At 36.3% G+C, this 15105-nt stretch carries 11 protein-coding genes and 4 tRNA genes; 7 read left to right on the forward strand and 8 right to left on the reverse strand.

The annotated features are described in order from the left end of the window. Positions 1-283: 283 nt before the first annotated feature. The 6 genes from polX (at position 284) to dapE (ending at position 3475) form a co-directional block, all read left to right on the forward strand. Complete coding sequence (gene polX / locus ABGX27_02530; GenBank protein ID MEO2068371.1) at positions 284-2011, forward strand: DNA polymerase/3'-5' exonuclease PolX; 1728 nt, start codon at positions 284-286, stop codon at positions 2009-2011. A 46-nt stretch (positions 2012-2057) separates the two neighbouring features. After that, a tRNA-Lys gene (locus tag ABGX27_02535) sits at positions 2058-2133 on the forward strand. A gap of 8 nt (positions 2134-2141) precedes the next feature. Beyond that, a tRNA-Glu gene (locus ABGX27_02540) sits at positions 2142-2219 on the forward strand. 11 nt (positions 2220-2230) lie between these two features. Further along, a tRNA-Ala gene (locus ABGX27_02545) sits at positions 2231-2306 on the forward strand. Between the two features lie 7 nt (positions 2307-2313). Then, a tRNA-Ile gene (locus ABGX27_02550) sits at positions 2314-2390 on the forward strand. 23 nt (positions 2391-2413) lie between these two features. Further along, positions 2414-3475, forward strand: coding sequence for a succinyl-diaminopimelate desuccinylase (gene dapE, locus ABGX27_02555; protein ID MEO2068372.1), 1062 nt, complete (start codon positions 2414-2416; stop codon positions 3473-3475). On the opposite strand, the gene ABGX27_02560 is transcribed toward dapE, so the two are convergent. The 4 genes from ABGX27_02560 to ABGX27_02575 all read right to left on the reverse strand — a co-directional run bounded on the left by ABGX27_02560 (position 3453) and on the right by ABGX27_02575 (position 8995). Beyond that, positions 3453-3962 (reverse strand): hypothetical protein, encoded by a 510-nt coding sequence (locus ABGX27_02560; protein MEO2068373.1) that lies wholly within the window; start codon positions 3960-3962, stop codon positions 3453-3455. The genes dapE and ABGX27_02560 overlap by 23 nt on opposite strands. Before the next feature lie 59 nt (positions 3963-4021). Beyond that, complete coding sequence (locus ABGX27_02565; GenBank protein ID MEO2068374.1) at positions 4022-6616, reverse strand: hypothetical protein; 2595 nt, start codon at positions 6614-6616, stop codon at positions 4022-4024. A 79-nt stretch (positions 6617-6695) separates the two neighbouring features. Next, positions 6696-8255, reverse strand: a complete 1560-nt coding sequence (gene nadB, locus ABGX27_02570; GenBank protein MEO2068375.1) for an L-aspartate oxidase — start codon at positions 8253-8255, stop codon at positions 6696-6698. Between the two features lie 11 nt (positions 8256-8266). Continuing rightward, the gene (locus tag ABGX27_02575) at positions 8267-8995 is read right to left on the reverse strand and encodes a septal ring lytic transglycosylase RlpA family protein (GenBank protein ID MEO2068376.1); all 729 of its coding nucleotides are present in this window, start codon (positions 8993-8995) and stop codon (positions 8267-8269) included. A 54-nt stretch (positions 8996-9049) separates the two neighbouring features. On the opposite strand from ABGX27_02575, the gene ABGX27_02580 reads away from it, so the two are divergent. Beyond that, positions 9050-10411, forward strand: coding sequence for a class II fructose-bisphosphate aldolase (locus ABGX27_02580; protein MEO2068377.1), 1362 nt, complete (start codon positions 9050-9052; stop codon positions 10409-10411). A gap of 35 nt (positions 10412-10446) precedes the next feature. Here ABGX27_02580 and ABGX27_02585 read toward each other — a convergent pair whose 3' ends face one another. From ABGX27_02585 to ABGX27_02600, 4 genes are all read right to left on the reverse strand, one after another. Further along, on the reverse strand, positions 10447-10686 hold the full coding sequence (locus tag ABGX27_02585; GenBank protein MEO2068378.1) for a hypothetical protein: 240 nt from the start codon (positions 10684-10686) through the stop codon (positions 10447-10449). Between the two features lie 306 nt (positions 10687-10992). Next, on the reverse strand, positions 10993-12555 hold the full coding sequence (locus ABGX27_02590; protein MEO2068379.1) for a polyamine aminopropyltransferase: 1563 nt from the start codon (positions 12553-12555) through the stop codon (positions 10993-10995). A gap of 11 nt (positions 12556-12566) precedes the next feature. Beyond that, positions 12567-13418 carry a DUF350 domain-containing protein gene (locus tag ABGX27_02595; protein ID MEO2068380.1) on the reverse strand — a complete coding sequence of 284 codons (852 nt, stop codon included), beginning with the start codon at positions 13416-13418 and terminating at the stop codon, positions 12567-12569. A gap of 25 nt (positions 13419-13443) precedes the next feature. Next, positions 13444-15069: a hypothetical protein gene (locus ABGX27_02600; protein ID MEO2068381.1), complete on the reverse strand. Its 1626-nt coding sequence runs from the start codon at positions 15067-15069 to the stop codon at positions 13444-13446. Between the last annotated feature and the right edge of the window lie 36 nt (positions 15070-15105).

The raw sequence follows: 15105 nt of genomic DNA on the forward strand, positions 1-15105 counted from the left end.
AATTCTTTATGGTCGCCTCAGATTTTCCTAGAATTTCTGCTACTTCTTTTGTTGTGTAGAAGGTTATCCCCAATATCTTCTTCACTTCTTCTTTCTTCCTTCTTATTTGCTTTATAGATAGGTATTATAGAAAATGTCTATTGAAAATTAAGAAAAAAATTGGAAGATAATCCTTTAGCCTAATACTTTTTCCGAAAAAGACTTAAAAATCTAACTTTTTCCACTTGACAACATCAATGGTTAGGGCTTATACGCTAACATTATCGTTAAATGGAGGGTTGTCATGAAAAACAAAGAACTTGCAAGAATTTTTGATAGATGGGCGGATATCCTAGAGTTTATAGGAGATAATCCATACCACGTAAGGGCTTACAGAAATGCTGCAAGACTTATTGGAGACCTTTCTGAAGATATAGAAATTCTAGCAAAGGAAGGAAAACTAACTTCACTTCCCGGAATAGGACAAAGACTTCAGGAAAAAATTTTGGAATTCTTAAAAACGGGAAAAATAGAGGAATTTGAAAAGTTAAAGTCTACCGTTCCAGATACCATTTTTACACTTCTTGATATTCCAGGAGTAGGACCAAAGACAGTAAAACTTCTTTATGAGAAATTGAACGTTAGAAGTTTGGAAGACCTAAAGAGGGCAATAGAAAGTGGAGAACTTTTAAAGCTTCCTGGCTTTGGGTTAAGAAAGGTAGAAAAGATAAGGAAAGGTATAGAACTTTTCGAAAAATCTTCAGGAAGAATACTTCTTGGAGTTGCCGTTTTCATCGCCGACAGAATTGTGAAAAGCCTTAAAGATAGTGAAGTAGTAGATAAAGTTTCCGTTGCCGGTTCGACAAGAAGAATGAAAGAAACGGTTGGAGATATAGATATTTTGGCAACCGGAGAAAACCTTCCAGCAATAATTGAAACTTTTGTAAACTTACCAAACGTTAAAGAAATTTTATGGAAAGGAAGTAAGAAAGCGTCTGTTATTGTTGAAGAAGGAGAACAAGTTGACCTTAGAGTAATTGAAAAAGAATCTTACGGATCAGCCCTTCAATACTTTACAGGTTCAAAAGCTCACAATATCCACCTTAGAACGATATGTATTAAAAAAGGATTAAAACTTAACGAATATGGTCTTTTTAAAGGAGATTTAAGAATAGCAGGAGAAACTGAAGAGGAAATATATGAAGCTCTTGGGATGGAATTTCCTCCTCCAGAAATAAGAGAAGACACCGGTGAAATAGAATTAGCCTTAGAAAGGAAACTTCCAAGATTTATTGACTACAAAGATATAAGAGGAGATCTACACATACACTCAAACTGGTCAGATGGTGCATCTACGATTGAGGAAATAGCACTAAAAGCAATTGAGCTAGGATATGAGTACATAGCGATTACAGACCACTCAAAATCCTTGAAAGTAGCAGGAGGACTTTCTGAAGAAGACCTACTAAGGAGAAATAAAGAGATAGACAAGCTTAACGAAAAATTTAACGGAAAAATAAAAATACTTAAAGGCGCAGAAGTAGACATACTACCAGATGGAAAACTTGACTACGATGATGAAATCTTAAAAGAACTTGATTTTGTTATAGCTGCAATCCATTCAAGGTTTTCTCAAGATAATACAGAGAGAATCTTAAAAGCTATGGAAAACCCGTTTGTTAACGTTATAGCCCACCCTACAGGAAGAATAATAGGACAAAGAGAAGGATATCCTCTAGACTTAGAGAAAATACTAGAAAAAGCTCAAGAAACCAACACAGCCTTAGAAATCAATGCTTATTACAACAGATTGGATCTTAAAGACGCTGATTGTAGATTTGCTACAAAGTTCAACGTTCTCTTAGTTATAAACACCGATTCTCACCATGTTGATCATATGTGGATGATGAAGCTTGGAGTTGGAACTGCAAGAAGAGGATGGGTTGGAAGAGAAAAAATTTTAAATGCTAAACCTATTGAAGAACTACTTAACTTTGTAAAGAGTAAAAGAAAAAAATTTGGGGTCTTATAGACTTGACATCTTTTCTCGTTAGCCTATATTATCCCACGTCGCAAGTGGGCCGCTAGCTCAGTTGGTAGAGCAACGGACTTTTAATCCGTAGGTCCCAGGTTCGAGTCCTGGGCGGCTCACCACTTAGTGCGTCCCCGTCGTCTAGCCAGGCCTAGGACACCGGCCTTTCACGCCGGCGACGCGGGTTCGAATCCCGCCGGGGACGCCATTACCATTTATGGGGCCGTAGCTCAGCTGGGAGAGCGTCAGGCTGGCAGTCTGAAGGTCGTGGGTTCAAGTCCCACCGGCTCCACCAAGAGGATGGGCCTGTAGCTCAGTTGGTTAGAGCATCCGGCTCATAACCGGACGGTCGGAGGTTCGAGTCCTCCCGGGCCCACCATTTTTTTATTTTTGGAGAAAGAAATGCCAGTCGATATTCTCCAAAAACTCATTTCTATCCCTTCCGTTTATGGAAATGAAAAAGAAATAGCGGATTTTGTTGAATCTTTCATAAGAGAAAAAAATCCTAAGCTTTCCTTAATAAGAAAAAACAATAGCATTATTGCTCATACTCCTTTAAACTCCAGTAAAAAAACGGTTGCTCTTGTAGGACATCTTGATACTGTTCCAGGAGAAAATGAATATACTGGAAAAATTTTAGATGGTAGGCTTTACGGTCTTGGTGCCAGCGACATGAAAGCTGGTGATGCTGTTATCTTGAAACTCATAGAAGATTTCTCAAAACAAGATACAAGATACAACCTGTTCTTCATTTTCTATGAAAAGGAAGAAGGTCCATACGTTGATAACGGTCTAAGGCATCTTTTTGAAGATTACATTGATCTTTTAAAGGAAATAGATTTCGCCTTTGTTCTTGAACCTACCGACAATGTAGTTCAAGTTGGATGTCTTGGAGTAATTCACGCTTGGTTTAAGTTTAAAGGGAAAAGGGCACATTCTGCTCGTCCCTGGGAAGGAGATAACGCAATTCATAAAGGATGGAGGCTTTTAAAGTTTTTAAAGGAATTAGAACCAAAGGAGTATAAGATTGGAACTCTTACTTATTACGAAGTCCTTAATGCAACAATGGTAGACTTTAACGGTGGAAGAAACATAATTCCGGAAGAATTTAGAGTAAATCTTAACTATAGATTTTCCCCAACAAAAACTATTGAAGAAGCTAAAAAAAACCTAATAGAGTTGAAAGATAAGGTTAACGCAGACGAAGTAGAATTTACAGACCTTTCTCCAGCTGCAAGACCTTGTATCGATAATCCAATTTTGGTGGAGTTTATAGAAAAATTCCAAACTCCAGTTGAACCTAAGCAGGCTTGGACGGACGTTGCCCAACTTTCCTATCACGGAATAGATGCTGTTAACTTTGGTCCGGGTCAACCACATCAGGCGCATCAAAGAAACGAGTATGTTGAAATAGAAAAGGTTAAAGAGTGCTACAGAATATTTAAAGCTTTCCTTTGCGAATAAAAGAACATACTTTTTCAAAATCTATAGCTTTCCTTTTACTTAGACCGTAGATCAAATGCTCACTTTTTGTAATTTTTACTTTCTCACCGATTATTTCTCCATCTGAAAGATCTATGAGGAAATACTTGGTAGTGAGTTCTGCATCTCCATCACAAACCTTACCTTTAAAGTTATTAATCCTTAATCTATTTTTCCTATTGATAACCTCTGAGGCTGTGCCATTAAAGACTACATATCCTTTTCGGGAATTAACAACCTTAATCTTAGAATGCGGAAAAGATAATCCTTGAAGTTTTAGAGTTTTTTTTTCGTATTCTATCTCTACCGATAATTTATCGTGAACGAATACTAAACGTTTATTTTCTGTCTGCTCTTTACTGAGTTCTCCATCTGTAGTGTTGTTTCTCAGGAAAAAGAAGAATAGAAGGACATTTACAGCAATAAGCACAATAGAAAGTATCTTTATAAACTGTTTTTTTCTCTCCATTATTCACTACCTTTGGAAAGAAAGGGAGAGCACCTTGAAGGTACTCTCCAAAAAAAAGTTTATTGAGTGCATTTATCAACTTTTAACCAGATTACGGGTAAATGACTATACTCTTCAAATCTCATCATGACTAACTCATTATTGTTAACAAATTCAACAGGTAAAAGGTCTACTTCTGCACTTTCTAAATGTATAAGATTCCAACCGCTATCCGTATTTATTGTGTAGTTTGAGCTAGAATCTTCAATGCCGTTTACATAGCGAGTCATTTTATTTTGAGTTGTATCAACGTTAACGCAAACGTTGGAATCTTTCCACGCCTTGATAGTACTGTCATAGAAATAAATTTTCCAGTTTCCGTCAATGTTTTCGTTAATTTCATCTAAGGAAGCAAAGGATAGAGCAAAAACTGGTCCCCAGCCTCCCATAGCAGGGTTATAGGATAAAACGATAGTATTATCGGATAAAAAGATCACTTCATCTGTAAGAAACTCAAAGAAAGTAGAATTATATTCATCATTGAGATAATATCTATCCTCTTCTTTGTTCAAAGTTGCATTTGGAATAATGCTATTATCCCAATAAATCATATAGAAAGAAGAACCTATCTCAGAATCTAAAAACGTGGAAACTGAACTTTCTGTAGGATAGATACCTATGAGAGGTGGATACGGATACACAGGAGCATAGTCATAACTCCAGTATTCATTATCACTTAACGTGTACCAAGTTTCATTATCATAACTTCTTTCATACATCTTTATTGATGGACTTAAAGATTGGTAGTAGGTGTATAGGTAGGAATCCTTTTTAAACCAAATTTCTCTTTCGTTGTCTTCACAAGTAGTATATTCTACCCATTCATCAGTACCAGTTGTAGAGTTGTAAACGTAATATCCTCCCTGCCATACTTCAGAACAAACGCTAAATTCCTTTACAAGTCCATTTTCTACATCTTGCCTTATTTTTGATCCATCAAGAGGATTAGAGAAGAGGTAAGATAAATCTACTGTTGCATTACTCTCTTTATCTGGAGACTCTATAACCGTCGATCCATACAAGCTATCCATAAGATCAGAAATTGTTATACTTGCTGTGTTTTCAATATCGGCTTTAACTGTATCCTCGTCTTTGTCGTCTCCCAAAGCGTTATAAAGAATAGACTGTGTAAAGTTATCTGCATTGTTAACATCATCTCCTACAGCTTTTAGATACCCTAAAGCTTTCTGGGCATCGGATTTTGCAGAAGAGATAAGAGAAGAGTCTACAAGTGTTAGTTTTTCTAAGTAAGGAAGAATTCCTTCTTCCGTTGAGTTTTCGTAAACACTCCAATCATAAGCTAAAAGGTACTCTAAGAAGGCTTTTTTAGATAGGAGGAGTCCTTTTAATGTGTCTAAGGTAGCTTTATCAAAAACTAAAGTTTGATTGTCTGCAATATCTGAAGGTATTGTGAATCTTAAGGTATCAGATACACTTTCAAGTTCCTTAACTGCTGTATTAAGATCACTTACTAAAGAGTTAACACTTTCTTTCCATTCCGGTAGAGAAACATCATTTACATCTTTTGTAGATTCTGAAATATCAAAGAGAGAGTTTGAACCGGGTATTATGTAAGATCCCAATTTACTGAGGAAATTATTATCTACAGATGTTCCAAGAACAGAAAGTGCATAAGCAACTTTCTTGGCGTCTGTATCTGTTTTTCCTTCAAGAAGCGTTCTAAGAAGGTCAAATCTTCCTTCTACGAGATAAGTTATAGCCTGTTCATCAGAAATGCTTTCTGTTGTAGCGTTTATGGTCTCAACAGCATTTTCTAAGGTTGATATAGTTTCATTAAGTGTTTCCTTCAAATCAGCAAAATCATCTGTTTCCGTAACATTTTCAGAAAAGCTTAATATGGTTTCTTTTAATTCTGTTTCATTTGCAGATTCTACAAGATCTACTGAAGTAATCGCTTCTGTAACAATATCAGCAAGTAGTTGAGTTGCATTTGTTGTATCTGTAGAAACCGTTGTGTTTAATGTTTCTAACTTAGATGCAATATTTTCAGCAACTTCCTCTACTACTTTAACTTTTAAATTTTCGTCTCCTACTTCTTTAGATATGGTATTAGTCGCTACAACTAAATTGGCAATAAACGCTTTTGCTGTTTCATCTAACGTATTCCATGCTTCGCCATAGTTTAGTTTTTCTGGTTCTTCTTCTATTCCTAAGTTCTTAAGTACTTCTTTTATTTCAGGTTTAACAGCTACTAAAGTGGTAAGAGGTGAAACAACTTCGCTGTCTTTTGGAGCTATAAGAGCTCCATTAACTTTTATTCCAAGGTCTATATCTGTAGCATTATCCATAATAGCTATTATTTCATTATAATCACAACTGGATGGAATGTTCAGTTTAGCAGTTCCATTTATAGAAATAGTAGAAGGTTCTCCTTTATCAAAAACTCTGTTTCTATTACAGTCTGCAAAAACTTTAGCTCCATCTACACGTCCATCAATAATGGTTACTTCTACTGCTTCAGTAGTTTCTTCTGCTGGGTTATCACTTGTAGTATCATTTGTACTGACTGAACATCCTCCAAATGTTAACCCAGAAACTAAAGTAGCTGTTAGTAATAGGAGAGTTTTTCTATTCCATTTTTTCTCTTTCTTCATAGTTCCTCCCTATTTTATTACTTTGTTATTCATTTTATCAAAAATTAGTAGTTTCTCTGAAATTTACATTTGCTTATATTTATAATAATTTATTCAAATCGGAAAGTGTAAAGTAACTGTGTTTTCTAAACTCTTCTCTTTCGTAAGGGAAATCACTCCTATAGTGACCTCCTCTGCTCTCTTCTCTTCTCATTGCACTTATTGCAATTGCGAGCCCTAAGGTTGCACTGTTTCTTACTTGCCAAGAAGAATTCGAATTTGCGATTTCGGAAAGTTTATCTATTGCTTTTGTTAAAGATTTGGCATTTCTAACGATACCAACGTAATTCCACATAATATCTTGAACATCTTTAAAAGAATATTCTTTTTTATTAATTGGCTCTTTTTCTTTTAGTTCTAACTTTACGGGACAGAAATCTTGGTGGAGGTACTGCCAATCTCTGTACACTCCGTAAGCAGTTCTTTCTCCAAAGACGAAACACTCAAGCAAAGAATTGCTTGCAAGTCTATTTGCTCCATGAACGCCAGTACAGGAAGCTTCTCCTACTGCAAAAAGTCCTTCTATCGAAGTTCTACCAAAGCTATCTACTGCAATTCCACCGATATAGTAATGAGCTACCGGAGTAATTGGAATTAGGTCTTTTTTGGGATTCAAACCTTTTTCTAAAAGTTCTGAAGTTATAGTTGGAAATCTTTTAAAGATATCTATGCCTTTACTCTCTATTGGTCTAAAGTCAAGATAAACATTTCCACCACATATTCTCTTTTGAGTTTCTATTGCTCTAGTTACTACATCCCTTGGAGCAAGTTCCCAAAGGTGGTGGTAGTCTCCCATAAACCTTCTGCCGTTTTCATCAACAAGGATTGCCCCCTCTCCCCTTACAGCCTCAGAAATGAGAAAGCAATCGGAATCGTCACAGAAAGCTGTAGGATGAAACTGAACAAACTCTAAATCCTGAAGTTTTGCTCCATACCTTAAAGCTATTGCTATTCCATCACCTGTTGAGGTAGGAGGATTGGTATTCTTTAGATAAATTCCAGCTGCTCCTCCCGTAGCAATGGCAGTAATTGGAGCATAGATAGCTTGTATTATGCCATCTTTTTCGTAAATCACTCCATAGCATCTATTGTCCTTAACGATAAGTTCTTTAACCTGAGCAAACTCTATTAAGTCCTGATTGTAGTTTTCAAGAAGAGCTCTTTCTACTTCCTCACCAGTTTTATCTTTGTAGTAAACAATTCTTGCTACCGAGTGTGCAGCTTCCTTTGTAAACTTTAATAAACCATTTTCCTCTTTTTCAAAATTTGCTCCCATTCGAATAAGATCAATTACTCTTTTAACTCCTTCCTCAACCAAAATTCTTGCAGTCTTTGTTTTTACAAGACCAGCTCCAGCCTTTACAGTATCGCTAAAGTGTAGTTCTGGACTGTCCTCTTTTGAAAGAGCTACAGCCACTCCACCTTGAGCAAGTTTTGTAGAACCTGTATCGGCAGTTTCTTTCGTCAAGACACACACTTTCAAACCAAGCTTAGAAAGCGTAATTGCACAAAACAGTCCAGCTGCTCCACTACCGACAATAACAGCATCATACTCTTTATAGGGAATCTTAGATGTATCTATTGATAAAAGACTTCTCACACTTCCTCCAATCACTGTCTAATAATAAATGAACCACTTAGTCCCATTCTTTTTAACCTTAGTTTAAACTGCTTTGCTTTTTTATAACTTGAAACAGGACCGGCTAATACCCTGTAATAACCATTGAGTTTTATAACTTTTGTTTGGATTCCGTACTCGTTAAGAATCTTATTCTTGTACTTAAAAGCATTTAATTTGTTCTTAAAGGCTCCAACTTGGACGTAGAACATTCCCCTTTCTAAATTTACAGATTTATATCCGTTGTTAACTTTTTTGCCAAGGACTACGAGCTTTACTTTAGCAGTTCCTTTTTTTAGCATTCCAAGTCTTTTAGCCGCTGCGTAAGAAAGGTCAATGATTCTTCCCTCAACAAAAGGACCTCTATCGTTTACTTTGACAATAACACTTTTTCCATTCTCAAGGTTTATTACCTTTACATAAGTGTTTAGAGGAAGAGTCTTATGTGCCGCGGTTAGCTTGTACATATTATATATCTCGCCGTTAGCAGTTCGTTTGCCGTGAAAACCGGGACCATACCAAGAAGCAACTCCATACTCAACGTATCCAGAAGGAACATCTTTAACACAGTAAGTTCTACCATTTACTTTGTAAGTAGACTCACAACCCGAACTAGGTTTAATAGGCTTAGCTGGCTGCCCAAAAAACTCATCCCTTCCCTTAAGGCTAACGCAACCCCACAAAAAGATAGAAATGATACAGAGAATCCAAGCTCTTTTCATGACAGCGAAATTTTATAATTTCCTAAGCAATTCTAAAATCAAATGGAGGGAAAAATGGAAAAGATTCTGGAATCTCTAGAAGGAATTGTTGAGGTAAAAGAAGATAGAGTGGAAATCCTTGACGAACAAAAAGTTAGAAGTGAGTTAATAGATAACCTTGTTTACACTGCTGTTTTTGGTAGTGAAGAAGAGAAGAAGACAGCTCGTTGGCTTATAAGAGCAATTGCTTTAGAGCTTGACGTAGTTCCAGCTTCTATTCATGATCTTTACGTGAACGGAATGGCTAAGGAAGAGATTGGAAAGTGGTTTACCGTTCCAGCTATGAACATAAGGGGAATGACTTACGATGTTATGAGACAGATTTTCAAAGTTGCCGTTAAAGAAGATATGGGATCATTCATCCTTGAAATCGCTAAATCCGAAATCGATTATACAGACCAAAGACCTGCAGAATACACAGCTTGCACTCTTGCTGCAGCTATCAAAGAAGGATTTAGAGGACCTGTGTTCATTCAAGGAGATCACTTCCAGTTTAACGCTAAAAAGTACGCAGAAGATCCAGAAAAAGAACTTGAAAACATTAAGGCTTTAACTAAAGAAGCGATTGAAGCCGACTTTTATAACATTGACATAGACCCTTCAACTCTTGTTGACTACAGTAAGGAAACTTTAAAAGAACAGCAATACCACAACTACCTTAACACAGCTAAAATGACTGCTTTCATAAGAGAAATTGAACCAGAAGGAGTTACTGTTTCCGTTGGTGGAGAGATTGGACACATCGGGGGTAAGAACTCAACTCCTGAAGAGTTTGAAGCATTCATGGAAGGTTATCTTGAAACATTAAAAGAATATGGAAACTACGCTGGAATAAGCAAGATAAGTGTTCAGACTGGAACAGAACATGGAGGAGTGCCTCTTCCAGACGGGAGTGTGGCAGAAGTAAAACTTGACTTTAGCGTTCTTGAAAAGATTGGAGAGGTTGCAAGGAAAAAGTACTCAATGGCAGGAGCTGTTCAACATGGAGCTTCCACTTTACCTGACGAACTATTCCACAAGTTCCCAGAAGTAAAAACGGCGGAAATCCACCTTGCTACAGGATTCCAGAACATAATCTACGATTACCTTCCAGAAGAGTTCAAAAACGAAATTTACAACTGGCTTAAAACAGAACTTAAGAATGAATGGAAAGAAGGTTGGACAGAACAACAGTTTATTTACAAGACAAGAAAGAAAGGGTTCGGAAAGTTTAAGAAGGAATTCTGGAACTTACCAGAAGAAGTTAAAGCTCCAATGATGAAAGCTCTTGAGGAAAAGTTTAGATTCTTATTCGAACTGCTTAACGCTTTTGGAACAAAAGAAATTGTTGAAAAGTACGTAAAACCTGTAAAAATTTACAAGAAGAAGCCACTCTAAGTCCGTTCTATGAAGGGGGAGCTCTTCCCCCTTTTCTATTTTCTTCCTAAAGCAAGAAATATAGGGTAATCTCTATTGTTTTTATGGATTACATTAACTATAACAATTTTGATATCTTTAAAACCAACTTCTTCATAAAGTTTCTTTATTTCATCTTCCGAAAAACCAAAGTGAAAAATACCTTCATTATTTGAGTGGAAACTTCCATCTTCTTTTTCTAACTCCGCAATGGCTATATAACCACCTTTTTTCCTTCCAACTTCTCCCCGGATCAATATTAATGACGCCTGAATCGATTCTAAAATCTAGAGATAATATCCTTTACTATTGGGAAAGTTATCATGAAAAGATGGGAAATCTTTTTATTTCTCAATTGCGAGTAGCCTTGGGTGAGTGTGAAGACTTTGACGAATATATAAATACCCTTTGCTAGAAAGCAGAATATTTAATAAATGACTTTGGTTTTGAACCTTGGAAGTAGAAGATTTTTTTAATCGTGATTTTCTTCGAGTGCGTGCTTTCAAGCAAATCTTTAAAGAAGTAATCTCGTAGAAATTGAAAAATTGAGCAGGTAAAAAAAACTAATAAGTTTCCCAAGCGTTGTCATTGTAGTAGTGGACAATAACAGGGCTGAAGATACTGTTTACTTCAATCTCTTTTTTCTTGGTCTTAATCCAACCCTTTGGAAAGACTAAGGAAGCAAGGAACATCTCTTTTGTCAGGACTTCAAGGTTAACGGTATTGAAGTTTACTTCTTTTATTTTCTTGTCGAGCTCCTCTTTTGAAAACTTGTAAGCTATCACAAATCCCCAGTCTCCAAAAGATGGAACGTCATAATGGTAAGGGAGAATATTAAAACCTGCTTTTTCTATCGTTTTTTCTATACAGGTAAAAGCATCTGGAGCAAAGTAAGGAGAAGTTGACTGAACCGCCATTATTCCATCCGATCTTAGGAGATAAAAGAGTTTTCTGTAAAACTCTACCGAGTAGAGCTTTGCAAGTTCTACCGTTGAAGGGTCTGGAAGATCAACAATTACAACGTCATATTTCTCTCTGATACCTCTCTTTAAGAGCTCCACCAAAAAAACATCCGCATCCGTATTGATAACTTTTACTCTATCGTTGAGAAAAGAACCTCTATTTATTTCAACGAGAGGCTCTCTTTTTGCTATTTCTATCATCTCTCTGTCAAGATCAACAAGCGTTATATTAACGTTGGAATACTTGAGAATTTCTCTCGCAACCAATCCATCTCCCCCTCCGAGAACAAGAACGTTCTTTCTGTTCCCCGCAAGATTCATGGCAGGATGAACAAGGAGCTCGTGATAAATCTTCTCATCGGCAGAGGAAAACTGGAGATTACCGTTTATGTAGAGTCTTATCTCTCCTGTCTTCTTGTTTCTCGTTATTGCTATATCCTGATACTTCGTCCTCTCGTGGAAAATTACAGGCTGGTTATAAAGAGGTCTTTGTAAAAACTTCTCTATCTTTCTGCTTAAAGTAAATCCAGCAATGTCAATGAGAAATACGAGAGCCACGAGCAAGTAGATTACTTTTTTGTATTGTATTCCTTTCTTTCTTTCAAAAACAAAGAGAGTAATAACTGCTACCAAAAGATTAGCTGCACTTGTGATGAATCCAGCCTGTACAAGGGAGAAGTGTCTTAAAATTATGTAAACCCAAACAAGAGCTCCAACAAAAGCTCCAACATAATCAGCAGAATAGATAAAGGAGATATTCTCACTCAATTTCTTTATGTACTTTTCATTTATCCTCAAGACAATCGGAATCTCAAGTCCAATGAGAAACCCTATAAAAGAAGCAGTCAGGTAGTAGATTAGCTCGTAGTTTTCAAGATAGGCAAAGGAGAAGTAGGTTATTACTACACTTAGTCCCCCAACAAGAGAAAGAACAGATTCTACAACGATAAACTTTTCTATAAGATTTCTATCTGAGATGTTCTTCTGATAATATCCTGCAAGCCCCATAAAAAGGAGCATTAGAGCAATGGTTATAGAAAACTGTTCTATGGAGCTCCCCATTATGTAGGATGAAGTTGTAGAAAGCAAGTATTCATAAATAAGTCCGGACGCTCCGGTCATAAAAATTGAAAGGGAAAGCCACAAGGCCAAGCTTCTAGCCATTCCCGAACTTCCTAAGCTATGAACTGATAGATGAACACGACAGAAATCATCGCCATTTCGATGAAGAGAGCTCTGAAGTAGTTATCGTCCTGAATAATCCTCTTTATCGTTGTTTCCCTAAGAATTAGAAGATCAATAAGAATCTTAAAGATGAGGAGCAGAATAACGGAAAAGATAAAGTAGATAAGAGTTAACATAACCATAGCCGTTAAAGACTTTTCCGGACTAAAAACGGAAGTTATGAGGAATGAAGTTATAATGTATAGAGAAGAAAGGTTGATACCGGCAGATATATTTCCTTTATAAATTAACTCTCTAAGATTGATTCCTTTGAGCTCGTATAATCTTTCGTAAAGGTAAATACTAAAGGTTAACAACAATTGTACGAGAAAGAATATTCCTAAAAGCTTTAAGATTAATCCTACCTGATCGATCTCTGGAGAAAAATAGTTGTTTATTACAGTTTCAACGACTATTCCCGTTGCTATGAGATTGGCAGTTTCAACCACTGCTAAGGAGAGATTCCCATTCTTTATTTCCAACAGATTTTTAACTTTATGAAAAATAACATAGTCATTGATAACGTGTCCCAAAGCCATAAGAAAAAGAGCAATTAGAGAATAGATACCTATGTAGAAAAGGTCTAACAACAACCCGTAAGATTCTCCTGTGTAAAGAGGAGACGTTGCCACTGCAAGAGCAAATATGAGAGCTCCACGTATTAAATTTTCAGTTTCGGAATGTCCAAGTCTAAAGAACAGTCTATAAAACTCAATAGTAAGAAAAGCAAAGAAAACAAAAGCCAAAAGATAAACGGAATTTATAACTGTTTCTTTCAGAGCTGTTGCTATAATCTCCACCATCAAACCCTCCTTTGTTGAAGATTTTCTACTTTCCACCACCTCCAAAAGCTCCGCCCCTTACCCTTACACCTGCTCTTCTTATCGAATAACCGGAGCCGGAATAAGTAGAAGAGGTGTATCTTTCTTTTACATCCTCGTAAACATCTCTATAGTCAATAGGTTTATACCTTCCTGTCCCAGTGTAGGAGTCTTCTCTATCTTTTCCAAAAAGGTCTGAAAGGAATCTATATATTCCATACCACTCCCAGAGAGAGCTCCCATCGTTGTTTACATAATGGCCGTAATTTGGATTACCTACGAATGCAGAGTAGATTTTTTTCGACTCAGAAATGATTTGTTCTCTGAAATAGCCTATCGGTTTGGCAGAAATGATAACTCCTTCTTTTGGATATGCTTCCCATTCTTTTTTATCCACTTCTACCCATTTGGTCTCAGTTGTGTTCCCTTCTATTATTTTATAGAGATGGAAGTAAACCGGATAAATATCATCAACGTAGAGCTCGTAAGAATCATCTCTCCATCTCTTGAACTTTTCAAATGCAGTTTCGGCTATATTCCTGAGCTCTGTCTCTCTTATAACACAATTCCGATGGGTACAAATTGCTACATCGTTCGATGTGGAACGTGAAATTATGGAACGTAGGAGGTTGTACAGCCTTTCTGAAAGACTTTTTTCAAAATTCTTCGCCTCTGTATTATCCCGCTCAGAACTCTCGTCCCAATAGTATATTGTAAAAACTCCTCTATATTCTTTCCTCTTCCCTTCTAAAACAACAAAAAAATCTTTATCAAGTTCTGAAAATTCCTCCTTGAAGGTTTTAAAAATTCCCTCTAACTGAGCCAATGTAGGAGCTGTGGAAGTACTTGGATGTAGAGGAATATCAACTTTTAAAAATTTTTCTATCTCCTGTCGTATTGTTTTAACCTTTTCTTTCATCGAATTTACTTTTTTTATATACTCCTGTCCCTTTCTCTCTATTTCCTTAGAATTAAAAGCGTACTTCTTAGCGTATTTTTTCATTATAGAGTCGATCTCTCCAAGGGTTTCATCCGCTCTTGTCTCCACTTCACTTAGTTGCTTTTCAAGTGTTTTTCTATTTTCTGTATACTTTGTCTCTGCAACTTCAAATCTTGTAAGAAGGGAAGAGTAGGCTAAAAGTTCGTTTCTTACAGAATTGGCGGAAGATAAAAAAGTCTTGTAATAAGCATCTAAAAACTCTCGACAACCTACTTCTATTGGTTTTTTAGAGAGAGGATTAAGTCCGTAATAGTTAAAGACATCTTTTGAAGACTTCTTCCCGAGTCTTGCTAAGAAAGAGTTATCACAATAACCTTTCTGTCTGTAGAGATTGATGTTGAGTATTATGTTCCCGATTTTCTCAACCTCTTTAAGTTTCTTCTCTATATTTTGTTCTTGCCGTTTCCATTCTTTCAGTAAGCCAAATTTCTCAACGTCCGATTCGTAAAGAGACTCAATCTTTTTTCTTTTGTCAAGAGTTTTTTCGTATAAATTTTCAAGTTCGGAGATTGTCTTCTCTGAATTACTTTTAATTCGATTTTCCTTTTCTGTATTTGAATGAGAAATGAACAAGAAAACTAAGAGGAAAACAAAAGGAAGAAAAAGAAACTTTAGAAAAAAAAGCTTCTTCATTCTTTCCCCCTTTTCTTAATTAAAGGATTCTTATCT

It is taken from the genome of Desulfurobacteriaceae bacterium (assembly GCA_039832905.1).
Taxonomy (GTDB): domain Bacteria; phylum Aquificota; class Aquificia; order Desulfurobacteriales; family Desulfurobacteriaceae; genus Desulfurobacterium.